Here is a 24,276-nt window from a genome sequence, read left to right on the forward strand (position 1 = left end):
CTGTCGTATCCAATTACCTCAGCAATCAATACTTTTCTCGATATTTCGTCTATTTTCCTACATATCTTTATCCAGGCAGGTTCACTCAATAAAATCAGTTGCGTCTTCTTCCGCATTTCTCCGGCGCATATTTATGCAGAGGTGCTTATATCTGTATGTATATCCAACTCCACCATAGACCATCAGACCTCAACTGATTTTCTTAAGTAGACATTGGTTGGAGCCACTATTACAACAAAATCCGCATCAGCATATGCAGCCTTAGCATCCAGCGTTGCTGTCAGATTCAGTTCTTTTTCTGCAAGGTATTTTTCAATATAATCATCCTGTGTGTTTCAGAATGGTATTTCACATCTTCATAAAACCTGTATCTCTATCACACACTCACCCGAATCTCCCCATCCTCTTTCTTCACATCAAACACAAGCGGATGCTTCTTCCCCCACTTTGGATCTTCCTTCTCCTTCTCATTCCATTCCTTCCATTTCTGAATGAAACCATTGTGGATTAGGTTCTCCGCTGCGAGTCTTGCCTGCACCGCTTCGTCATAATTGTCAAAAAGACCAACATAATAGCGCTTTCCCTTGAATCCGATATCCACACGATACCGATTACAATTCTTCAACTGGAAAACGCCACGAAAACCACTCATGTTATCTTTTCTGCTTTTTCTTTTTTCTAGTACTTCAACACAGGTTCCGTCTACGAGATGTCGTCTCTGCGCAATTTCCTGACGGTTCTTCTTTTGTAAACAACCGCAACTATGATAATTACCATGCACAAGACCTGCTGCCGTCACGTCAACTTCATTTCCACAATCACAGACACAATGCCAATAAACGGAGCCTCGTTTATCTCTTTTCTCTGTCGCATACTTGGCTGTCAACATACCGAACTTTCTTCCTGACAGATCTGCCGGTCTTCTTCCCATAAGCCTTCACCCTTTTTGCAAAAAATTTCGTAGAGTAGATTACTCTACGAATTTTTTACGGAAAGCCTTGGAAATCAATGGTTTTCAGGTGTCTGACCAAAAAATTGACGGTAAATAAATGCTGTGAAATTTGTAATTATGATTAATTTTTAAATACATGTGATTGTAAAAGCACGAAACAACTTAGATAATTTAAAATAAATATTTTTGATTTTCTGATATGATAGCTTGTAAATTGACTGACAATTGACCATAAATTTGACGGCGAATAGATAAAAATCCATTCAAAAAAGAGATTAAAATGACGAAAGTGTCTGTTTTTTGACTTTTTTTGCTAAGAGATTGTATAAATTCATGAAATGAACGTATATACATTGACAGAAATGTTTGAAAAGAGTAAACTAAACATGATAATTATACTAAGATTTGGAACAATTTAAAGAAAAAGCGTATTTCGTAGAGTAATCTACTCCACGAAATACGCTTTCTTTTTCTATTCTGAATTTTTCTTTTTTTCCCCAGACAGCTCAAAGAAACTGCCCCGGATTATAAATACAATTATTTCCACACAGCTGACCAGCAAAGATTTTCTTATTTAATTGATTGACATATCTCTCTGTCTCTTTTTCTTCTCTTCGATTCTCCTCCAGAACCCCCAGCGCAGACTTCAGATTCCGAATATCCCGGATCATATCTTCCACATAATTTCCTCGTCCAACCAGTTTCAGATGAGTAATCCCTGCTGCCTCCAGCTGTGGCAGCGCACACAGAGCACATCCACTTTTCCCACAGAGATATTGTTGTTCTTGTTGCTCTTCTATCTCCAATGTTCTTTTTCTCACTCGTTCCATACGCTCTTCCATCTCAGCATCTCCCCAGTAGGTCGTCCTGCACAGATAACCCATCTCGTCACAGTGAAGGGAATTGCAGAATGCTCCTGTGAACTGACACAATTCGTTCAATGCAAAGGCCTCAAATTCCAGTTTTTCTGCATTTACAGCTTCTATCATCTGCCGCATCGATGCAACTGTATTTTTCCTGTGGAAGATGATCCGGCCGATTCCCATTTCCCGGAAAACTTTGATTGCCTCCCTGTTCATTTCTCCGACTTCACCGCTGAGATGGATCTTACAGAATATGCCTTTCTGTCTCAGGTACAAAATCAATGCCGGATCGGCAAGGATGAAGCTGTCGAATCCGATTTTCATACACTGTTTTACAATGTCTGCAATCTCTTCATATTGTTCCGGAATATAATAGAGGGAATTCATCGCGATATGCACCGGCTTTCTGTACTTCCTGATCATTGCTGAGAGGATTTCTAATTCACTGAAAGAACCGAGCTGCACATTATAAGCCAGCACTTCCCTGCGGTTCAGTGGAAGTACGGTTCCGTATTTTTTTGTCCAGTTATATGGCACATATCCGCAGAACAACTCGTCTGCTCCTGCCTGGACATATGGAATATATTCATCTATAGAGCCAAGTCCTGCAACGATTTTCATCCTTCGCTCTGCTTTTTCTTTTTCATTCTGTTTTCTTTTCTGTGTCTCCATTCTTCCATCATCCTTCTGTTTTTCACATTTCACAATAGATTGACCACAAGGCGGTTCCATTTTATTCCGAGTTCTCTCTTCAACTGCTCCGGTTCATCTAACAGATGTTTATCCAATGCGAACAGACTGTTGTATTTTCCCTTCATATATAAATGCTTTGGATAGAAGAAGCTATGTTCCAGACACAGTGCCGGACATTCTTGTCTCTCCCTTTGTTTTCCACGTTCACCGTGTTCCAGTATAGCGCAAAGTGTACAATAGCTCGACGTATTTGTCTGATAGAACGGCACGTGTAGATGGTTCTGTATCTTTTGCGGTATTTCCTGTGTATAACCGCAGCTTTCCCACTCATAACAGCTGATTCCAAAGCTTTCTTCCAGATAGGTGCGATAAAATCCTGCATTCAGATTATTCTGTTCCAACAGCGTCTTATCTCCCATCTTGTAGGACATTCTTGGATCTTTCTTCCGCTTATTTAAGAGCGTCCCAAGACACGGGATCAGATGTTCTGTCCGCTTCACAAGATGTGCCAGTCCCCAATCATTGACTACAACCTCAAGTCGTTTCTTCTCCGCCCCGGAAGTCTTCTGTTGTTCACACCACTGATCCAGATGTGTCAACAGCTGTTCTGTCTGTGCAAGCCTGTCTTCCCGAATAAAGGAAAAGACAACGGTCACTTCCATCCGTTCTTTATCTGCTTTCTCAAGAAGTGCAAAGAACTGTTCTTCTTTCGGAAATAAATGTGGACAGAATTGATTGCCGAGATACAACCGTTCCGGTTGTCTTCCCAGGATCCGCGCATCTTTGATTCCATGCTGCTGCCAGTATTCTTTCATGAACCGTTCAATCGGTCTGGTCAGATATTGTTCGTATAGTTTCGGATGATCCAGTTCTACCGCTAATTCTGCCGGCAGATTTTGGAAGATCTCCGCATTCTGAAACCACGCTTTATTTTGTTCTGTTTCATTCTTGAAATGTTCCTCTTCTTCCTGCGCGGGATAACCGGTCATTTCTTGCGCCAGATGTGCATCATCCTCTTCCAGCTTGAGTGAAATGTATCGGCTGTATTCGACACAGAGCTTCTGAAAGGCCTCTTTATAATCTTCCTGAACTGTGAAAATATCATAGGCTTGATAGAATTCTGTCTGTTCCCCGGCCTCTGTCTGAAAATGACGAATTTCAATCTCCCGATACTCTGCCTGATCCATCTGATAGAAGCAGATCTTGAATGCTTTCGGATAAATGTTCTCCTCTGCTTTCCCTCTCCTGCAAATCCGGATGCGGAATCCTTCGGATGAAATCTCTGTCAGGCAGACTTCTCTTTGCCTCTCTTCTATTGAATCTTCTGTCATAACTCCGGCCAGAAGTCCATATGGAATCATCTGAATTCCTTTAATCCTTCGCTTTTTCATTTGCTTCCTCTCTCTTTTACAAAATCCCTGCTTGAACAAAGAATGTGCCTCGGCACATTCTCGCGCCTGCGGCGGTCGCTTGCGACACTTACATTATACGCCGCAGTGTGCATCCTAAGCGGAGCGTTTTTTATATATTAGGAAAGCACTTTCCTAATATATAAAAGATCGTGCTGTCAGCAGAACTCTCCACCGACAGCACGATTCCTATACTTTTTACTTATATGATTCTATTAGATGTTCAGAAGATCACTGAATACTTTCAGGGCTCCGTCTGTCTCATGTGCAAGTACGCGTTTTGCAAGGACTTTACCGAGCTGAACACCTTCCTGATCGAAGCTGTTTACATTCCACAGGAATCCCTGGAACATGATCTTGTTCTCGAAGTGAGCAAGCAGTGCTCCGAGAGATGCTGGTGTTAACTGCTCTCCGATAATGATGCTTGAAGGACGTCCTCCTTCGAAGTTCTTGTTACGGTTCTCGTCTTCTTTACCACATGCAAATGCTACGATCTGAGCAGCTACGTTCGCGCAGAGTTTCTGCTGGCTTGTGCTGTCCTGGATCACAACATCTGTACCGATCTGGCTGTTCTTGAATCCTACGAACTGAAGCGGCACAATATCTGTTCCCTGGTGAAGAAGCTGATAGAAGGAGTGCTGTCCGTTTGTTCCAGGCTCTCCGAAGATAACCGGTCCTGTTACATAATCAACCGGCTCACCAAAGCGGTTTACGGATTTTCCGTTAGACTCCATATCCAGCTGCTGCAGATGTGCTGGGAAACGGCTCAGTGCCTGAGAGTAAGGAAGTACTGCTGTGCTTGGGTATCCGAGTACATTTCTCTCATATACACCGATCAATGCATCGAGCATCTCCGGGTTCTCTTTGATATTCTTATTGATGGACAGTTTATCCTCAGCTGCTGCTCCGTCAAGGAACTGTGCAAATACTTCCGGTCCGAATGCGAGGGAAAGTACTGCTCCGCCAACTGCTGATGTAGATGAGAAACGTCCTCCGATATAGTCATCCATGAAGAAGGCTGCAAGGTAATCATCACTCTTTGCAAGTGGTGAAGTCTCGCTTGTTACTGCGATCATATGCTTGGATGCGTCAAGTCCTGCGTTCTTAAGAGCATCCTTTACAAAGGACTCATTTGTCAGAGTCTCAAGTGTTGTTCCTGACTTGGATACAAGTACGAAGATAGAGTGAGCAACATCTACAGAATTCAGAACTGCTGCCGCATCATCCGGGTCAACGTTGCTGATGAACTTTGCTTCCATCTTGAATGTATCATTCTTCTTTGCCCAGTTCTCAAGTGCAAGGTACATTGCGCGAGGACCGAGGTCACTTCCGCCGATACCGATCTGAACAACTGTTGTAAACTTCTCTCCGGCACCGTTTGTGATCTCACCTGCATGTACTTTGTTCGCGAACTCAGCAATCTTCTTCTGCTGCTCTACATAGAAAGTACGCTTGTCTACACCGTCAGCCACAACAGCATCTCCGAGCTGTCCGCGTGTCATGTGGTGAAGTACGAGACGTTTCTCTCCTGTGTTCACAACTTCTCCGTTGTAAAGTGCTTCGAACTTCTCTGTCAGCTGTGCTTCTTCTGCCAGTTTCTCAAGAGCTGAGAGAACTGTGTCATCCACTTTCTTCGCTGCATAATTGTATGCTAATCCTTCTGCCATCGGAACGCTGTAGTTCTTCACACGCTCTGCTCCGTTCTCTCCGGCCATCACTGCTGCGAGGTCTACACTTTCTGTCTTCTCAAGTTCCTGATAAGAAGTAAGCTTATCCAAATTGTTCCAGGTAATCATCGTTGATTCCTCCTTCATAAAATAAAGTTCATATCCGGCTGTCGGGTCCAGTATCTTCTGACCGGCAGACCATCCATTTCATAAAAAAACTATTGTTAATTTCTCAACAATCAAGTTCATTATACAATCAATCCGGTGCAAATTCAACCCACAAACGATATTATCAGATTGCTGTTCGCACATCGTATAACCGGTAATATTATCAGAGCAGCTCCGCAAACAGACGTAAGATCAGCTGTCCGAGTCTTAAGCCCGCACTTCTTCCTTCTTTATACTGCTCGGTCACTTCTCTGCTTTCTCCCATCGTGCGGATCAGATCATCCCGGATCTCCAGCACTGCATCGCAATCTGCCAGGAAGCATCCATTCTCAAAGTGATGGTACAGGCTGCGGTAATCGAGATTGATCGTTCCGCAGGTCGCCATTTTATCATCTGCCACACTCATCTTCGCATGACAGAATCCCGGTGTCCACTCATAGATACGGACTCCATGCTTAACCAGATTATGATAAAAGGAACGGGTCACACTGTAAACCATCTTCTTGTCCGGGATTCCCGGTGTTATGATACGCACATCAACACCACGCTTTGCTGCCAGTGTGAGTGCATGTGTCATCTCGTCTGTAATGATCAGATACGGAGTGATAAACCAGCAGTATTTCTCCGCTTTGTTCGCCATACTGATATATACTTCCTCGCCTACCTGCTCTCCATCCAGAGGACTGTCTGCATATGGCTGGACATAACCACGCTGTTGTGCCTGGTATGCATAGTTGAGCACATATTTCTCCGGTACAAGTTCTTTTGACTTTACATTTCCGGCTGCATTCCACATTTCCAGAAATGCTACTGTCATAGACTTGACCGCATCTCCTTCCATACGGATCCCGGTATCTTTCCAGATTCCATACGGATGTGTGATGTTGAAATACTCATTCGCCAGATTGTATCCACCTGTGTAAGCAACCTTTCCGTCAATCACAGTAATCTTCCGGTGATCGCGATTGTTCAGGAACATATTCAGTCCCGGCAGAATCGGGTTAAATACACGGCATTTGATTCCTAAAGATTTCAGTTTTGTTGCAAAATCCATGTTCACAAACCAGATCGATCCCATATCATCATAGAAGATACGGACTTCTACGCCTGCTTTCACACGGTCTTCAAGTACCGTCTGAATCCTCTGCCATGCCTCTTCGTCTTCGATGGCATGATACTCCATAAAGATGAACTTTTCTGCCTTTGAAAGATCCTCCAGCTGTGCATCCAGCCCTTTGATTGCCTCATCATAATATGTAACATCTGTGTTCTGATAAACCGGGTAACAAGAGTAATTCGTCAGATAAGAAGCAATTGCCCCCGCCTGCGGACTCTCTTTTTTCATCCATTCGAGAATCTGTCTGTTATCCGGAAGATATGGGAGCAGTTTTTTATCAATCTCTTCATATCTTGCCCGCATCTTCTTCGTACTTCCATTCAGACCTACGAGAAGATACAGACTCACACCAAGAATCGGGAATGCAAGCATCAGTATGATCCATGGCATTTTCATTGATGAAGTCTTATCCATGCTGTAAAGTCCAAGCACAAGAAAGATTGCCACGATTCTTGTTGCCCAATCAATAATAGTTGCGTATTCACTTACCTTTGTGAACAGAAAGAGAAGGAATACAATCTCCAGCAAGATAGATACTGCTGTGAAGATCAGCCTCTTTGTTCCGTTCTCTGTCTTTTTCTTTCCCTCGAATGTACTGCTGCTCAAATTTACATGCCCCTTTTCTCTTTTCCTTTGAATAATTGCTATTTTCTCTTTGCATAGAAAGACGGAGAATCCGATCACTCAGATTCTCCTGACTCTTTTAATTAACACATACTATAACAGATATGGAAGGAAATTGAAACAAGTATTTTCTTTTTCCACTGTTTTTTTATTCATGTCTAAGTGCCTCGATTGGATTCATGTTCGCTGCTTTCACGGACGGGATCAATCCGAAGATAATGCCGATCAATGTAGAGAACAGCACTGCGATCACAATCGAAACTCCGCTGATCGCTACCGGAACTGCTGAGACTTTGGATATAATGTACGCAAGTGCGATTCCTCCAAGAACACCTATAATTCCTCCAAGCAGTGTCAGCACCGCCGCCTCTGTCAGGAACTGTGTCAGAATTCTGCGCTTTCTCGCTCCGAGTGCCTTCTTTAATCCAATCTCGCCGGTACGTTCTGTAACCGACACGAGCATGATATTCATAACTCCGATTCCACCAACTAACAGGGAAATGCTGGCGATCCAGATCAGCTGCTGATTTGTCGAGTTACTGATCTCCTGGATCTGTGTTGCCTGTTCTAACAGATCTTCTCCTTTGTATTTCACGGTATCATCTGAAACTGTCAGCATAGCATTTAAAATATCTGCTGCTTTCTCTCCTGCCGTTGTCATATCATCTGTACTTTTTGCACGCACGACAAGGTTCTGTGGTTCGTCATACTGGTAGATGACCGGCCATACATTATCCGGAATAATGATCTTTCCACTCTGGTCATCTGACATGTAGCGGTAGTAATCTTCCATTGAGTTGATTACCGGCTGGGACTCTGCTTTCTTCGCAACCATTCCAACGACAACAAAAGGTTCTCCTTTAATTTCGATCGTTCTTCCGATCACATCTGCATTGTCGAATAAACTTGCCGCTGTTGTCTTGTCTATCAAGGCTACTTTTCGTCCTTCGGAATAATCTTTGTCTGTTAATCCTCTTCCTTTGGTTACCTGATATCCGTAAACATCCAGGTAATTTCTGTCAATTCCAAGGATCACGCTGTTACTTAATGACTTTGCGCCGCGGTAAACTGCGTCGTATTCATTTCTTGTATGATATAAAGACGCTGTCTCCACTTCCGGGAGTTCAACGACTTCCTGCAATGTCTCGTCTGAGATCTCCGGCACACCGTCCGGGAGTGACTGATACTGCAGATCGATCGGCCAGTCACCCTGATAGAGCTGTACATTTACCGCGTCATTTCCTGCACCGACCAGATTCTTCTTAATCTGTTCATTCGTTCCTTTGATCGTGGACACAATTGCTATAATGGAACCGATTCCTATGATGATTCCGAGCATTGTGAGCGCAGATCTTAATTTATGATTCCAGATTCCCTGAAACGCCAGTCTGATGTCTTCTAACATAATGGCACCTCACTCTCTTTCATTTTGATACTGTTCAGTCTTCTTAATAATAGTCGTACAGGGTATCTGCTTCCTGTGTCTTTGCGCCTTCTTTGACATCTCTGCCATAAGGGAACGCGATCAGGTCGTCCATTGTGAGGCCGGAGGTGATCTCCAGTGAATTGTACATATTTTTGCCAACCTCTACATACTGTTTTGTTAATCTGCCGTTATCGCCCCGCTTGTAGACATAATAGCGGTTTCCTTCCTCGCGGACAAACATTTTTTCAAGATAGATTGATCCATCACTACCTGCTGCAATTCCATTCATCGACAGATTCACAGACTCACCATTCGAGAGATTTGCGTCTCCGTGGATCACGAGCGTGAACGGATAGAAGGACTGATTCTGGTTCTCTCCTGTGGAATAATCGCTTACCGGTGAGTTGCCAACACCTGTAACTGTCGCTTCGTAGGATTCTCCCGACTGCCAGGACATGACAGTCGCAGTCATTCCTTCTTTGATCTGATCAAGCATTGTCTCTCCGACTCTTCCGGTCACATAGAAACCTTCTTCTCCGACAACGCTGACAACCGGTTTGTTCTCATTCTTTGCAGATGCTTCGTCAGTCGCTTCTTTGACTACACCTTCTACCGTACTTTTGATCACGCCGTCCCCGACCTTTTTCTTCAGCTTTTTCAGTTCCAGTTCAGCGGATCTCTTGGAAAGATCCAGATCTTTGATCTTCTGCTCTTTCTCCTTGATTTGCTTCGCCACTTCTTCCTTTGACGGGAGGTCCGGGGTGTCTGGGATAACCGGATCTTCTGAAATATCCGGTTCCGGAGTTGGCTCTGGTTCCGGAGTTGGCTCTGGTTCCGGAGTTGGCTCTGGATTTGGAGTCGGCTCCGGGTCTGGAGTTGGTTGTGAATCCGGTATGACTACCTGTCCTGTTTTTCCATCGAGGATCCAGCAGGAAATGAATTTGGTCGGCGCTTCTGCGTTATCTACTACATCAAAGGCACACACTTGACCCTCTTTTAATACTTTAAGCATAAACGGTGCATTTACGGCTGCCCCCGGTGCACAAAGATAACGATACGGTTTTTCCATTGTTCCGTCTGCGTCTTCTTTATTATAAGGAACAGAATCTAATGTAATCTCACTGTAAACCTCTTTTCCCTTTAATGCTTCAGGGAATGGACGCTCAATTGCGGAAGACGGTACATCGTCTTTTTTATTATCATCTTTGGATGTGTCATCCTTCGCATTATCATCTTTCGAAGCATCGTCTTTTGAAGTATCATCTTTTGAGGTATCATCTTTTGTGTTGTCGTCTTTTGTCGTATCATCCTTCGAGGTATCGCCATCCGGTTTTTTATTCTCATCCTCTTTTGATGTATTAAGAATGGTTGTCTTTACAGCACTCATCTTCTGTACAGTTGGCTGCTGTTCTCCATCTGTGCTTGTCTGCACGACGGATACCCCTGTATCTGCCTTCGCGGTCTTTGTCCCCTTGAGCTGGGTGATCTCTTTCTGCAGGTTCTGAATGTTCAGGTCAATCCCCTGAATCTGCATTTCTTTCATCTCAAGCTCCAGAGAAGAAAGTGTTGTATCGTAAGCCACAAGGCGGTCACCGACTTTCACCGTATCTCCGGCTTTCACGTAAACCTGTGTGATCGGCATAGTATCATCCACGTAAATGTCCTGCTTCTGGTTCGTTGTGACGGTTCCGTAACTTGCAATCCCGCTATCATCGTACCAGCCACCGGAATTCATACTGCTGACAGGAGCTACTTTAACAGCCTTTCCGCTGTTCTTCACTGCGAAACCGATTCCAAGTGCAAGAACGATACAGCCTGCTGCCACAGGAATGCCGATCTTGATTATTTTCTTTTTATTCATCCACACTCTCCTCCGTTCCCGGAACTCCTTCCTGCATTGCATTTTCTTCTACAGGTTCTTCGTAACCGCCCTCGGCTCCTGACATATCTGAAGTACTGCCTGATGTACCTGAATCGTTCTTCACAACAGCTGCACCTTTTTTGCACTCCTCACTTGGCCATACAATGTAATCAGAAGCTTTCAGTCCGTCTACGATCTCACAGGTTCCCATATCTTCGTTCGTCTCTCCGAGTGTAACAGAACGCTTCTCCAGCTTGTCATTATCTCCTGCCACCCATACATATGGATGATCTGAATCTACATCTACAATGTAGTCACGCATCAGCCACATCTTGTCTGCTTCCAGTGAAGTACTTGTCTCGATATAGACATGCTGTCCGAGCATCAATCCATCCATTGTATCCAATGTGACATAGAATGGATACTTTGTTGCCTGATTATCGCTGTTCTCAGAACCGTAACTCATAGAATCCTGGGAACTGTTCTCCGGCTTCTCTGTGTCTACGTTATCTACTGTACCTGTCCAGATCTCATCTTCATTCACTCTGGAGCGGATTGTCACCTGTGTGCCCGGTGTCAGATCTCCGACGTTCTGCTCGCTGATCTTTCCTTTGATTCTGTATTTTCCTGTAGAAAGGATACTCATAAACGGTTGGGACTCTCCTGTAGAAGGGTCTGTTCCCTGCTGTTCGTTGATCTCCTGTACAATTCCGGCAACTGTAGAAGTTACTGTAGACTGTTCCAGGCTCTTCTGTGTACGGTTTACTTCCAGCTCTTTTACTTTATAATTGTACTCTTCCTGCTTGATCTCCATCTGAAGTTCCTGGATCTGTGTCGTATAGGACAGCTGTTCGCTGGCCGGTGCACTCTTCTTCTCCGTTGTAAGTGCCGCGATCTGTGAATTCAGGCTGCTGATGTTGTTCGTGATCTTCTCAAGCTCCAGTTTTCCCTGATCTAATGTCATGGCAAGCTCTTCTGTATCGTATTCAAACAGCTTTGTTCCAGGCTCTACTTCCTGCCCTTTTTCAACAAAGATCTGTTTTACCTTCTGATTGTCTGCCAGTGTCAGTTTCAACGTATCCTGTGCTTCAACCACTCCTGTAAACCGGTTCTGTGTCCCAAGTCCTGTCCCTGTGATCATTCCGACGGAATCCGCATAGAGAACATTCTCTCCATCTGCTCCACCTCCACCTGTCAGATTCTTCACAAGAATCAGGGCGATCACTGCCACAAGGAAGATACCTCCGCCGATCAACATTCCTTTTTTCTGTTTTGTATCCAATCTTCTTTTTTCTTTCGGCTGACTGGAGCTCTGTGTGTCGGATGACTGCTTTCTGATTCCCCGCATCTTTTGCCCTCCTGCTTTGTTTTATTTTTACTTCTTTTTGTGCAAAAGATAAAATCTCCGGGACATCCGGTACAATCTGCACAAAATATTCTCTCATACCATCAGTATACAGGAAATGTGCCTAAAAAGACATTGATATTTTCTTAAGATTTTTTATCTTTTTTCTATAGCCGGCTCACAGACTCCTTCTGCTCCGGCAAGCAGAATCATCAGAAGCAAATCTCTCTGTGGTCCAAGCCATGCTTCTTTTGGCTCGTACCATTCCTGAAGGGTATGGATTCCGTCTTCTTCTCCACCTCTTCCAACAGTGATTGCCGGGATTCCCATACTGATCGGGATATTCGCATCTGTACTACTCTCATACCGATACTCCGGTTCAATCCCCAGCAGTTCTGCCGCCCGGAATGCTGCTTTCACGATCGCACAGTCCTTTGGCTGTGCCCCCGCCGGTCTCACACCGCGTCCTTCGATCTGCACTTTGATCTGCGGCTTTGAAACATCCCATCTTGCATTTTCTTCTTCCACTGCCAGTTCGATCACTTTATGAAGTTCTTCATCCAGTCGGTTCAATTCTTCTTCGCTGTCCGAACGGAGGTCTACCAGCATGGATGCAGAACCTGAAATTGTATTTACAGAAGTCCCTCCCTGGATCACGCCTACGTTAAATGTCGTCTTCGGCTCATCCGGGACCTGGAATTCTGCGATCTGTGCGATGGCTCGTCCCATTGCATGGATTGGATTAGGAATGCCAAAGTTCTGGAAACTGTGACCACCTCTTCCGGTAAATGTCACCTCATAACGGTGACTTCCTGTTGCCGTATAGATCACCCCGCCCGTATACTGGTTATCAATCGAGACAAATGCATCTACCTCTGGACATTCTTCTGAAGCTTTGTTGTCGTATCCGAACAAATACTTCACGCCCCTTAGATCTCCAAGTCCTTCTTCACACACATTTGCACAGAAGATCAAGTCCCCTTTTGTGTGAAGATCTGCATGGATCATTGCTTTCGCCACTGCGATCATCTCCGCCACTGCATGTGTGTCATCGTTAATGCCGGGACAATAATAACGATTTCCTTCTTTTCTTATCGTCAGATCTGTCCCTTCCGGGAATACTGTGTCTGTGTGTGCTGCAAGCATTACACTTGGTCCTTCACCGGTTCCCGGCCAGATCCCAAGAACATTTCCAACAGCGTCAATCCTGACATCCCTAAGCCTGATCTCCCGGAACCGCTCCCGGATATACTCCGCTTTTTTCTCTTCCTTATAAGAAGGTGCCGGGATCTGACACATATTGAGCGTATCCTGAGTCGTCGCCGGATCTTCTTCCTTTATATATTCCAATGCCTGTTTTATTTTTTCATTTTCAAGAATCATTTTCCTGTTTCCCTTCGTTCTGTGTACTTTGTATTTTGCTGTAATAAACACTTTTAGTATATCATATTTTCTTAATGATACCGTGATTTTGCGGATTTTCTATAACAGTAATTTTTTTATTGAACTTTTTCATTTATCGTGGTATACTCTGACTAAAGTTTTGAACTTTTAAATTGAACTTTTTAGAGATTTTCGTATTGAAACAGATTTTAAATTGAACTTTATATTTTGTTAATACTTTATTAATGGGGTCTGACCCATGGAAGGATAACCCCAGAAAGGAGCTTTATGGAAACCTTTGCAGACAGATTAAAAGCCGCTATGAACGAGCAAGGCCTGAAGCAGGTTGATCTTGTTCGTCTTGCCCAGCAGAAAGGGATCAAGCTTGGGAAAAGTCATGTCAGCCAGTATGTCAGTGGGAAGACAATCCCGCGTACCGACATCTTACATTTTCTGGCAGATGCCCTGCAGGTTGATCCTGACTGGTTAAACAGTAATAATGATAATGATTCCACACTGTCAGATGTTGATAAGATACAGACATCCGCAGATAATTCAGGAGGTATGAAAGTGAGAGAATTCAAGAAATCATCCAAGTTAAATAATGTATTATATGATGTGAGAGGTCCGGTTGTTGATGAGGCTGCCAGAATGGAAGAGATGGGAACTCATGTACTGAAGCTTAATATCGGAAATCCGGCTCCATTCGGCTTCCGTACACCGGATGAGGTGATCTATGACATGAGCCGTCAGCTTTCTGACTGCGAAGGCTACTCTGCTTCTGCCGGTCTGTTCTCTGCGCGAAAAGCGATCATGCAGTATGCCCAGTTAAAGCATCTGCCGAATGTAACGATGAGCGATATTTACACAGGAAATGGTGTCAGTGAACTGATCAATCTTACCATGTCTGCTCTTTTGGATACAGGGGATGAGATTCTTATCCCGTCTCCGGATTATCCGCTCTGGACAGCTTGTGCTACACTTGCCGGTGGAAAGCCTGTGCACTATATCTGTGATGAGCAGTCTGACTGGTATCCGGATATCGAGGATATGCGTAAGAAGATCAATGACCGTACAAAAGCGATCGTTATCATCAATCCAAACAATCCGACCGGTGCTCTTTATCCGAAGGAAGTACTGCAGCAGATTGTAGATCTCGCAAGAGAGCACCAGCTGATCATTTTCTCTGATGAGATTTATGACCGTCTTGTTATGGATGGAAAAGAGCATGTTTCTATCGCTTCTCTCGCACCGGATTTGTTCTGCGTGACATTCAGCGGACTGTCCAAGTCCCATATGATCGCCGGATTCCGTATCGGATGGATGATCTTAAGTGGAAATAAAAATATTGCAAGAGACTATATTGAAGGAATCAAGATGCTTTCCAACATGCGTCTTTGCTCTAACGTTCCGGCACAGTCCATTGTACAGACAGCTCTTGGCGGACACCAGAGTGTAAATGATTATATTGTTCCGGGTGGACGTATTTACGAGCAGCGTGAATATGTTTACAAGGCTCTGACGGATATTCCGGGAATCAGCGCAGTAAAACCGCAGGCTGCATTTTATATGTTCCCGAAGATTGATACGAAGAAGTTCAATATTGTGAATGATGAGAAATTTGCTCTTGATCTGCTTCGTGACAAGAAGATCCTGATCGTTCAGGGAAGTGGATTTAACTGGCATCAGCCGGATCATTTCCGCGTGGTTTATCTGCCGCGTATTGAAGTGCTGAAAGAGGCGGTTGGTAAGATTGGGGAGTTCCTGCAGTATTATAGACAGTAGAAATTGAAAAAATGAGCTTTGGAAAGCCAAAACTTTCCAGAGCTCATTTTTTTTAGGGCAAAGCCCAACTTTATCCAAGCAGTTCTCTTACCATCTCTGCATCAAATTCAACTTTCTCCACATGGTTCACCTCAATCTGATACAGTGCATTCGCTGCGATGTGTTCTGCTGCCTGTTCCAGATCTCGGATTCCTGATGTATTGGAGTACAGTTCAATCACTTCATTGAGTGCCTCTTCTGTCATAATGCACTCTTCTGCCTTCAGGCTCATGCGTTTCAGCACCTTCGGAAGTGAGAATTTGGAGAAGATTACTTTCTTCTCTTCCGGTGTATAATCCGGGATATCAATGACAGCGAAACGGGACATGAGCGGTGCACTGATCTGATCCTTGTCATTCGCTGTAGCGATTGGATATACACCAACAGTAGGGATCATACACTCCATGTAATTGTCTGTAAATCCAAGGTTGTCCAGCAGTGTAAGTAAAACATCTGCCGGGTTTCCGTTTCCCTTTCCGGATGCCGCCTTATCCAGCTCATTAATAATGAATACCAGATTGGATTCCCCTGCCATGGAGAATGCTTCCATGATAATACCTGGCTTTGCGTTCGAATAGATTCTTGAACTTCCTGTCAGCTGTTCCGGATCGTTAATGGAACTCATGTCCAGTGTTGTCCAAGGAAGTTTAAGGATTCTTGCAACTGCATAAGCAATCTGGGATTTACCTGTTCCTGCCGGTCCGACAAGCAGAAGTCCGTACGCCGGAAGTGTGTGTGTACGGTTGATCTGAATGATCGTCTCTATGATTCTCTGCTTTACTTTCTCCATTCCATACAGCTCTTCATCCAGAATTCTTCTCGCTTCATCCGGATCGATTGCTTCAAAGTAATTGCTCTTCCACTGAATATTCATCATAATAGAAAGTGCTCTCTGTGCGTGACGGCGCTCTTCCTGAGAGACCTCATGAGAGCGTGCAACTGCAAGATTTCTTCTTGCCCACAGGCGAATGTTATCCGGAAGTGTACGTCCTGCGCATGTCATGAAGTCTGTAATACTCTGAATACTTGTAAGCTTCATGTCATCTCCGGACTCTTCCTGCTCGTCTTCATTGATCTCTTCTTTTGGCGCATCGCTTGCAAACAGCCGCTCGATCATAAACTGAAGGAAGCCGTCCTCAGCAGATAATTTTGTTCCGCCTCCAAATGCGATCTCACGGATTCTGTAAACGGCATAACCATCCGGCTTATTTTCTCCGGAAAGACGTACGTTAATGTGATTTTCTCCAAGCCATTTTAAAAGACTGACAAAACGTGCATCCACTTTCAGGATATCCGCGCTGCATGTTCCGTCCTTTTCATCAAACTCAAATGCGGTCTGCTTATTCTGATTGGTAAATACACCGCAGGAATGATGATTCCACTTCCGGTTCTGGTTATCCAGAACAAGAATCGGACACTCCGGTGTCGCATGGTCTTCGTTGGAACAAAATGTTGTATAAGTACACTGAACTTCTTTCTTATCTTCCGGTGCACTGTTAAAGTCAAATACTGGCATACTTTCATCTCCTCATGTTTTGTTTTCAGAAACATTACTATTCTACCACAAACTTTTTGAAAGAAAAAGGAAGAATATTATGCATATTCCAGGTTTATTTCTATCGAATATCTTAAGATATCCTAAAACTTGGCTACATTTCTTGTAACTTGTATCTTTTTATGCTACGATACTTTTCAGAAGGATCTTGTCAACTTCTGACATTTTTCGAACTAATTCATGCAAAGGAGAATCTTCTATGAAAATCTGTCCAAAATGTAATTCACTCTGCGAAGACAGTGCTTCTTTCTGTCAGGAATGTGGTGCTCCGCTTCCCACTCCTAATGATAATGCTCATACACAGGAGAATCAAAAGCAGCAGGAAAGCCAGTTCCAGCAGAATGCATATTACCAGAATGCATACCAGAACAACTATAATCAGAACAATTATTACCGGAACGGGGCAACTGCAGGCATTATGCCACGTAATCTTGTACTTGCAATTGTTTTTTCTTTTCTCACCTGCGGCATCTACAGTATCTACTGGATGATCAAGCTGAATGATGAGGTGAATCAGCTGGCCGGAGAGCCACAGGCAACAAGCGGAGGCATGGTATTCCTATTTTCTTTGATCACCTGTGGAATCTATGGTATTTACTGGGCTTATAAGATGGGAGAACGCTGTGACCGCATCAGAGGAATACAGGGGAATTCTTCTATTCTCTATCTGATTCTCTCGATTTTAGGATTAGATATTGTATATTTCTGCTTATTGCAGGATATGATTAACAAAGAGGTATCTTAATGCAAAGAGGATACATAGAAATTCTTGTCACATACAAGTTTTCTATGTATCCTCTTTCTTCTATCTTTCTATTGCATTAGACATGGAAACATCCACCGCCAATAAATTCTCTCAAAAGTGAATTCGTTGGCACATTGTCATTTCCGATCCCTACGAAATAATCCAGGAATTTCAACAACCGCTTTGCTTCAACATATTCCGGAGAGTCTTTGCTTACGCCAAGAAGCAACGGCTCCACATACTGTTTCAACACTGCCAGTTCATAGATCAGGGAAGAGTTAAACATCACATCTGCATATTCCTGATATGGGAAAATATTCTTCTCTTCTCCTCTTCTCACTGACGGCCACATTGAGATGGTCTTCGTCGCCGATGCCCCTCTTGTTCTTGCATCCCTGACAAGTCTTCGGATCAAACGTCCGTCTGTAGACGGAATCCGGTTATGCTCATCAATATTCAGCTGTGTTAATGCACTGATATAGATCCTGAATTTCCGGTCATCACATAACTGTTCTGTCAGCTTCGGATTCAGGCAATGGATTCCTTCGATTACAAGGATATCATTTTCACCGAGTTTCTTTGGCTTTGTTTCAAAATTCCGTTTACCGGTCTTAAAGTCAAAAACCGGAAGATAGACTTCCTCGCCTGCCAGCAGATTGCTCATGTCCTCATTGAACTTTTCCACATCGATTGCTTCAATGCATTCGAAGTTATAATTTCCATCCTCATCTTTCGGTGTTTTCTCCCGATCTACGAAATAATTATCTACAGAAATCGGATGTGGATGAAGCCCGTTCACTCTGAGCTGAATGGATAAGCGATGTGAAAATGTTGTCTTGCCGGAAGAAGAAGGTCCTGCGATCAGAACAAACTTTACCCCCGGGCGATCTGCGATCTGCTTTGCGATCTCTCCGATCTTGCGCTCCTGGAATGCCTCCTGCACAAGAACAATCTCACGCATATCATCCTGCGTGATCATGTCATTGAGCGCGCCGACGGTATCAATCCCCTGCTGGTCTCCCCATCTCACAGACTCACTGAGTACACGAAACAGCTTATCCTTTGGCACAAATAAAGGCACTTTCTCCGGTTCGTCTTTCAGCGGCATCTGAAGTACGATTCCGCCCTGATACAGATACAATGCAAAATACTTCAAATCTCCTGTATCCGGCATCATATAACCATAATAATAGTCACGGAATTCATTCATGGCATACAGATTCACGTAGGAACTTCTCCGATACTGGAACAGACGTTCTTTATCAAACATCCCATATCGATGGAATAATTCCACTGCCTCTTCTGTATGGATCAACTCTTTTGTGATCGGAAGTCTCTGCTGTACAAGTTCATACATGCGTTCTTCAACTTTCCATTGGAATTCCATTCCCACATGATCGATTCCTTCCACCGTACAGTAAAATCCTGCACCTAATGAAAAATGAATCCTTACCCGCACCTGCTGCGGACACTCATGACCAATCACATCGTGTACTGCCTTAATAAAAAGAAAGCAGACACTTCTCCGATACGTGTCATACCCCGCCGTATCCTGTGTTGTAATAAATTGCAGCGTACAGTCTCCGGAAACCTGTTTTCTAAGTTCTTGCAGACGATGTCCATCCAGCATCACAAGTGCGATCTGATGTTTATACTCTTCCTGAAAATCCTTCGCGATCTCCTGATAAGACGTCCCCTTCTCATAAAGATACTCTTTTCCGCTTATCGTAACCTTACATTTCTGACTTTCCAACTCCTCAGCCACCTCCACTGTCTTTGTGAACTGCTTTTCGCTCACAACTGCCCTGCTGAACATTATTATGCGTTCACTTCTGATTATATGATCTGGAACGGATGCTCGATTGGATCTGTAAGTACATCCAGCACCGGAAGCTTCTTCTCAAAGAACTGCTTCATATCTTCAATAAAAATATATTCTGTGCCATAATGTCCTGCATCAATTACTGCAAGCCCCTGCTCTACTGCATCAATTCCATCATGATGACCGATATCTCCTGTTACAAGAACATCTGCCCCCTTCTCGAGAGCAACTGCAATCGAGCTCTTTCCTGATCCCGGAGAAATTGCAAGACGGTGTACTTTCTTCTGCATATCTCCAAATACTTTCAGACTTCCAAGTTCAAGTCTGTGTTTCACATAGACACAGCACTCTTCCAATGTCATATCTTTCTCCAGATTACCGATTCTTCCGATTCCTTCCGGATTCCCTTCTTCATCTGTATAGGTAACATCTAACACTTCCCCATTCTGAAGATCCATGATCTTTCCGGACAGTTCTGCCATACCAAGCACATCATAATTCGTATGCATTGCATAATAGGAAATGTCATTCTGAATCAGTTTCACAATTCTTCTTGTAATAAAATCTTCATCCGTCACTTTCTTTACTGCTGAGAATAAAAGTGGGTGATGTGTGATCAGCATGTCCGCGCCTTCCTTGATCGCACGGTCGATCACAACATCTGTTGCATCCAGTGCCAGATAAATTCTGGACACCTCTTTCTCTGAACGTCCTGCAAGCAGTCCTACATTGTCAAATCCCAAAGCTGCTGTTCGCGGGAATGTTGCCTCTATTACCTGTATAATCTCTTTACACTGCATAATATTTCATCCCTTTCTCTGCTTCTACAAGTTCCTGTTCCAATTCTTCTTTTCTCTGACGGATCCGGTCAGAATCTTTCGCTTTCAATCCTTCTAAAATACTTTGATAAATGCGTATCTCTCTTTCCAGATACTCTCTGAGTACCGGATGTTGTTTCTCCAGCAAAAGCTTTCCATATTTTAACTGAACCGTATCCCAGCACTTTACTTCTGTATCTTCGCCTGCTGTATCAGCTACCGGTGGTCTTACCTTCATCATAGGATAATATTTTCCATCTTCACAGACCATATCTTCTTCCAGAAATTCATATCCCTTCTCAAGAAGAAATGCCCGCACTTTCTCAATCTCTGACTGTGGCTGAAGGATACACTCCTCGAGCTTTCGCACCACTTCCTCTCCTTCTGTCAGGATCCGGATCACAAGTCCGCCGCCCATTCCTGCGATGACCGCAGACTGGACTTCTCCCGGCTGTAATGCCTGAAATCCATTGGAAAGTCTCGTCTCTATCTCTGCTTCAAGTCCATTCTCGCGGATATGTTCCTCTGCTCGCTGCAGTGGTCCTTCATTGACATCAAGTGCAACTGCTTCTGTAATCTTCTTCTGCTGTGTCAGATAAATCGGAATATATGCATGATCCGTTCCAATGTCCGCTAATTTATAATGGGCGGTCACAAGATCTGCGACCGCCTGTAATCTTTTCGATAATTCCATCATTAATCCAGATAATCCCTCAGTTTTCTGCTTCTGCTTGGGTGACGGAGCTTACGGAGTGCTTTCGCCTCAATCTGACGGATACGCTCTCTTGTTACATCAAACTCTCGTCCAACCTCTTCAAGTGTACGTGCTCTTCCGTCATTCATTCCGAAACGAAGACGGAGGACTTTCTGCTCTCTCTCTGTCAATGTATCCAGTACTTCATCCAGCTGCTCTTTCAGAAGTGTCTGTGCAGCTGCCTCTGCCGGAACCGGTACATTATCATCCTGGATAAAGTCTCCAAGGTGGCTGTCTTCCTCTTCACCGATCGGTGTCTCAAGAGAAACCGGTTCCTGTGAAATCTTCAGGATCTCACGTACACGTTCTACCGGCATATCCATCTCCTTGGCAATCTCTTCCGGAAGCGGTTCTCTTCCCAGTTCCTGAAGAAGCTGTCTGGATACACGGATCAGCTTGTTGATCGTCTCAACCATATGAACCGGGATACGAATTGTTCTTGCCTGATCCGCGATTGCTCTTGTGATTGCCTGACGGATCCACCATGTAGCATAAGTACTGAACTTATATCCCTTGTGATAATCAAACTTTTCAACTGCTTTGATCAGACCGAGGTTACCCTCCTGGATCAGATCAAGGAATAACATACCTCTTCCAACATATCTCTTTGCGATGCTGACTACAAGTCTTAAGTTCGCTTCTGCAAGCTCTTTCTTGGCTTCCTCATCGCCTTCTTCCATTCTCTGTGCAAGCTCGATCTCACGTTCCGCACTCAGAAGAGGTACCTTACCGATCTCCTTTAAGTACATACGGACCGGATCTTCGATGCTCACACCTTCCGGAACTGACAGGTCGATATTCTCCATATCCACTTCATCTTCCTCAGATATGATAATGTCATCCAGATCTACGTCCACCTCGTCCGGTGTATCTCCGCTAATGCGCAGCACATCAATGTTATTTGCCTCAAGGTAATCAAATACTTTCTCCATCTGCTCTGTATTGAGTTCCATATCATTGAAAAAATCATTGATCTCCTGAACATCCAGTATGCTCTTTTTCTTTTTACCAAGTGCAACCAGGTCTTTCAATCTCTCAAGAAATTTCTGTGTAATATCGTCCATGTGTTCTTCCTTCCTTCGCTGCGCGCATCCGCAGCCTGTCTTGTTTTATTTTATCCTTATTGAATTGTAATATTCAAATTCTTCAGGTTCTCCAGCTTCCGTTTTTCTTCCATCAAATGCTGTAACCCCCGCATATCTGTCGGGTCGAGATTCATTGTCTGATGCTCAATGCTATAACTCTTCACCCGCAGGATCGTCTCCTGTAAAGCCTGTTCTCTCTCTTCCTTTGTCTTCAGCTCTTTGATTCTTGTGTTAAACAAAGAGGCTGCTTCTCTATGATCTTCTTCCTCTGTGAAATGATTCAGTATCTTCGCAGGATTCAAGGCTCCCTGCTTTCTCTGCTCATATAAAAGTTCTGCAACCGTCCGATACAGACTTTCTGTAAAATCACCCGGGCTTATGTACTGACTGATCTGATCAAAGAGCCTGTCATCATCGATCATCCAGGTCAACAATGCTTTCTGTGAAGTAAGGATTCCGTCTTCCTTTTGCTTCTTTTCAGATCCCTCTGCCCGTTTCGGTCTTGCGACCGGTCTCGCCATTCCGGCATTCACAGCCATCTTTGCGACCATCTTCTCCAGGCTTTCCCGGCTGATCCGGTATGCTGTTGCAACAGCTTCGATATAGTTGTTACGCTCCAGCTCATCTTCGAATTCAAGCAGTCTCCTCGACACTTCCCTGAAGAAATCTGTCTTGCCCTCCGGAGAATTCATATCATATTGTTTCTCCAGCATCTCCAGACTGAACATGAATCCATTACGCGCCGCATGGATCCGCTTCTCATATTCTTCTGCTCCAAGGTTCTTAATAAATTCATCCGGATCTTTATATGGATCCATCCTTACAACTTTAGCAGAAATCCCGGCCTCCCGCAAGATCGGCACTGCGCGAAGTGCTGCTCTTGTACCGGCTTCATCACTGTCATAAGTCAGATAAACTTCCTGGACATAACGCTTGATCAGAGCTGCATGCCCTGCTGTCAATGCAGTCCCCAATGAAGCTACCGCATTCGTAAATCCGGACTGATGGAGAGAGATCACGTCCATATATCCTTCGCAAAGAAGAAAGTATGGTTTTCTTGATGTTCTGGCACGGTTCAGACCATAAAGATTCCGGCTCTTATCAAAAACAACTGTCTCCGGTGAATTCAGATATTTCGGTTTCCCATCTCCCATCACACGGCCACCAAATCCGATCACACGGTTATTGACATCCATAATTGGAAACATCACACGATTCCAAAACTTGTCGTACACACCCTGACGTTCATCCGTGTTGATCAGTCCGGCCTGTCGAATCAGGTCTTCACTGTATCCCTTCTCTCTCAGATACTTATACAGATCATCACTGTATTTGTTCGAAAATCCCAATCCAAACGCTGTGATCGTCTCATCTGAGAGTTCACGGTTCTTAAGATAACTGTAGGCCTGACTTCCACGCTCTGATTTCAGCTGTACGTAGAAATACTTTGCAGCCAGCTTATTCATCTCAAGAATCGTAGACTTTAAATCTGCTTTTTCCTTCGCTTCTTTCGAGTATTCCATCTCCGGAAGTTCGATTCCTGCTCTGTCCGCAAGAAACTTCACTGCTTCTACAAAAGAAAAATTCTCATATTCCATAAGAAATGTAAAAACATTTCCTCCCGCCCCACATCCAAAGCAGTAATACATCTGCTTCTGTCTGCTCACAGAAAAAGACGGTGATTTCTCATTATGAAACGGACATAATCCAAAATAAGAGCTGCCTTTCTTCTGCAGCCGGACATATCCGGAAATCACATCTACAATATCATTCCTTGATCTTACTTCTTCTATCAGTTCTTCTGAGTAGTACATGAATGCCTCCGCTTAATGTTTAAAGAATACTCTATTATATATATTCGACAAAACTCTTCTCTTTCCTTTTTATTTTTTTAATTTTCTTCTTTTTTTCTTTTCCAATATTATTTTCCAAGCAGAACGGTTTTATATATAAAAAAAACCAAGAATACTTTGTTCTGTACTCTTGGTCTTATCTTACTGCGGAAGATGGGACTTGAACCCACACGATCGCATTGATCACAAGATCCTTAGTCTTGCTCGTCTGCCAGTTCCGACACTTCCGCATTTCTAAAATATTTTTTTGAAAATGATGCGGAAGATGGGACTTGAACCCACACGATCGCATTGATCACAAGATCCTTAGTC

Annotated in this window: 17 protein-coding genes, 1 tRNA gene and 1 pseudogene; 2 read left to right on the forward strand and 17 right to left on the reverse strand. The window is 43.9% G+C overall.

Features of this window, described 5'->3' with window-relative positions; all coding sequences use genetic code 11:
- Positions 1-194 precede the first annotated feature (194 nt).
- The 10 genes and pseudogenes from LI126_RS16325 to LI126_RS10720 form a co-directional block, all read right to left on the reverse strand.
- Positions 195-329 (reverse strand): annotated as a pseudogene (locus LI126_RS16325) (UDP-glucose 6-dehydrogenase); the annotation flags it as partial.
- Positions 330-376: 47 nt separating this feature from the next.
- Positions 377-931, reverse strand: a complete 555-nt coding sequence (locus LI126_RS10680; protein ID WP_227165357.1) for a hypothetical protein — start codon at positions 929-931, stop codon at positions 377-379.
- A gap of 527 nt (positions 932-1,458) precedes the next feature.
- Positions 1,459-2,487 carry a peptidase U32 family protein gene (locus tag LI126_RS10685; protein WP_227165358.1) on the reverse strand — a complete coding sequence of 343 codons (1,029 nt, stop codon included), beginning with the start codon at positions 2,485-2,487 and terminating at the stop codon, positions 1,459-1,461.
- A 29-nt stretch (positions 2,488-2,516) separates the two neighbouring features.
- A complete protein-coding gene (locus tag LI126_RS10690) occupies positions 2,517-3,899 on the reverse strand; it encodes a hypothetical protein (RefSeq protein ID WP_227165359.1) in 1,383 nt (460 codons plus the stop codon).
- A gap of 233 nt (positions 3,900-4,132) precedes the next feature.
- On the reverse strand, positions 4,133-5,713 hold the full coding sequence (locus tag LI126_RS10695; protein ID WP_227165360.1) for a glucose-6-phosphate isomerase: 1,581 nt from the start codon (positions 5,711-5,713) through the stop codon (positions 4,133-4,135).
- Positions 5,714-5,915: 202 nt separating this feature from the next.
- Entirely contained in the window at positions 5,916-7,475 is a 1,560-nt protein-coding gene (gene cls / locus LI126_RS10700; protein WP_227165361.1) for a cardiolipin synthase, read from the reverse strand.
- 166 nt (positions 7,476-7,641) lie between these two features.
- Positions 7,642-8,898, reverse strand: coding sequence for an ABC transporter permease (locus tag LI126_RS10705; RefSeq protein WP_055145772.1), 1,257 nt, complete (start codon positions 8,896-8,898; stop codon positions 7,642-7,644).
- A gap of 43 nt (positions 8,899-8,941) precedes the next feature.
- On the reverse strand, positions 8,942-10,780 hold the full coding sequence (locus LI126_RS10710; protein ID WP_227165362.1) for an HlyD family secretion protein: 1,839 nt from the start codon (positions 10,778-10,780) through the stop codon (positions 8,942-8,944).
- Positions 10,773-12,128 carry an efflux RND transporter periplasmic adaptor subunit gene (locus tag LI126_RS10715; RefSeq protein ID WP_227165363.1) on the reverse strand — a complete coding sequence of 452 codons (1,356 nt, stop codon included), beginning with the start codon at positions 12,126-12,128 and terminating at the stop codon, positions 10,773-10,775. The genes LI126_RS10710 and LI126_RS10715 overlap by 8 nt, the downstream gene beginning before the upstream one ends.
- A gap of 153 nt (positions 12,129-12,281) precedes the next feature.
- The gene (locus tag LI126_RS10720; RefSeq protein WP_227165364.1) at positions 12,282-13,508 is read right to left on the reverse strand and encodes a M20/M25/M40 family metallo-hydrolase; all 1,227 of its coding nucleotides are present in this window, start codon (positions 13,506-13,508) and stop codon (positions 12,282-12,284) included.
- Between the two features lie 288 nt (positions 13,509-13,796).
- Between LI126_RS10720 and LI126_RS10725 the strand changes: the two genes are divergently transcribed.
- Positions 13,797-15,293 carry an aminotransferase class I/II-fold pyridoxal phosphate-dependent enzyme gene (locus tag LI126_RS10725; protein ID WP_227165365.1) on the forward strand — a complete coding sequence of 499 codons (1,497 nt, stop codon included), beginning with the start codon at positions 13,797-13,799 and terminating at the stop codon, positions 15,291-15,293.
- Between the two features lie 70 nt (positions 15,294-15,363).
- Here the strand turns inward: LI126_RS10725 and LI126_RS10730 are convergent, their stop codons facing one another.
- Positions 15,364-16,848, reverse strand: a complete 1,485-nt coding sequence (locus LI126_RS10730) for an AAA family ATPase (protein ID WP_227165366.1) — start codon at positions 16,846-16,848, stop codon at positions 15,364-15,366.
- A 238-nt stretch (positions 16,849-17,086) separates the two neighbouring features.
- On the opposite strand from LI126_RS10730, the gene LI126_RS10735 reads away from it, so the two are divergent.
- Positions 17,087-17,632 carry a DUF4234 domain-containing protein gene (locus LI126_RS10735; RefSeq protein WP_227165367.1) on the forward strand — a complete coding sequence of 182 codons (546 nt, stop codon included), beginning with the start codon at positions 17,087-17,089 and terminating at the stop codon, positions 17,630-17,632.
- Between the two features lie 76 nt (positions 17,633-17,708).
- Here LI126_RS10735 and LI126_RS10740 read toward each other — a convergent pair whose 3' ends face one another.
- The 6 genes from LI126_RS10740 to LI126_RS10765 all read right to left on the reverse strand — a co-directional run bounded on the left by LI126_RS10740 (position 17,709) and on the right by LI126_RS10765 (position 24,194).
- Positions 17,709-19,448, reverse strand: a complete 1,740-nt coding sequence (locus tag LI126_RS10740; RefSeq protein WP_227165368.1) for a nucleoside kinase — start codon at positions 19,446-19,448, stop codon at positions 17,709-17,711.
- Positions 19,449-19,468: 20 nt separating this feature from the next.
- Positions 19,469-20,254: a Nif3-like dinuclear metal center hexameric protein gene (locus LI126_RS10745; RefSeq protein ID WP_015529030.1), complete on the reverse strand. Its 786-nt coding sequence runs from the start codon at positions 20,252-20,254 to the stop codon at positions 19,469-19,471.
- The gene (locus tag LI126_RS10750) at positions 20,244-20,966 is read right to left on the reverse strand and encodes a tRNA (adenine(22)-N(1))-methyltransferase (RefSeq protein WP_054751337.1); all 723 of its coding nucleotides are present in this window, start codon (positions 20,964-20,966) and stop codon (positions 20,244-20,246) included. The genes LI126_RS10745 and LI126_RS10750 overlap by 11 nt, the downstream gene beginning before the upstream one ends.
- Before the next feature lie 2 nt (positions 20,967-20,968).
- On the reverse strand, positions 20,969-22,090 hold the full coding sequence (rpoD, locus tag LI126_RS10755; RefSeq protein WP_054751114.1) for an RNA polymerase sigma factor RpoD: 1,122 nt from the start codon (positions 22,088-22,090) through the stop codon (positions 20,969-20,971).
- A gap of 56 nt (positions 22,091-22,146) precedes the next feature.
- Positions 22,147-23,925, reverse strand: coding sequence for a DNA primase (dnaG, locus tag LI126_RS10760; protein ID WP_055172726.1), 1,779 nt, complete (start codon positions 23,923-23,925; stop codon positions 22,147-22,149).
- 184 nt (positions 23,926-24,109) lie between these two features.
- Positions 24,110-24,194: transfer RNA gene (locus LI126_RS10765), tRNA-Leu, on the reverse strand.
- Positions 24,195-24,276 lie beyond the last annotated feature (82 nt).

Origin of the sequence: Mediterraneibacter sp. 210702-DFI.5.30 (assembly GCF_020560115.1) — a bacterium.
GTDB classification, from domain to species: Bacteria; Bacillota; Clostridia; order Lachnospirales; family Lachnospiraceae; genus Mediterraneibacter; species Mediterraneibacter faecis.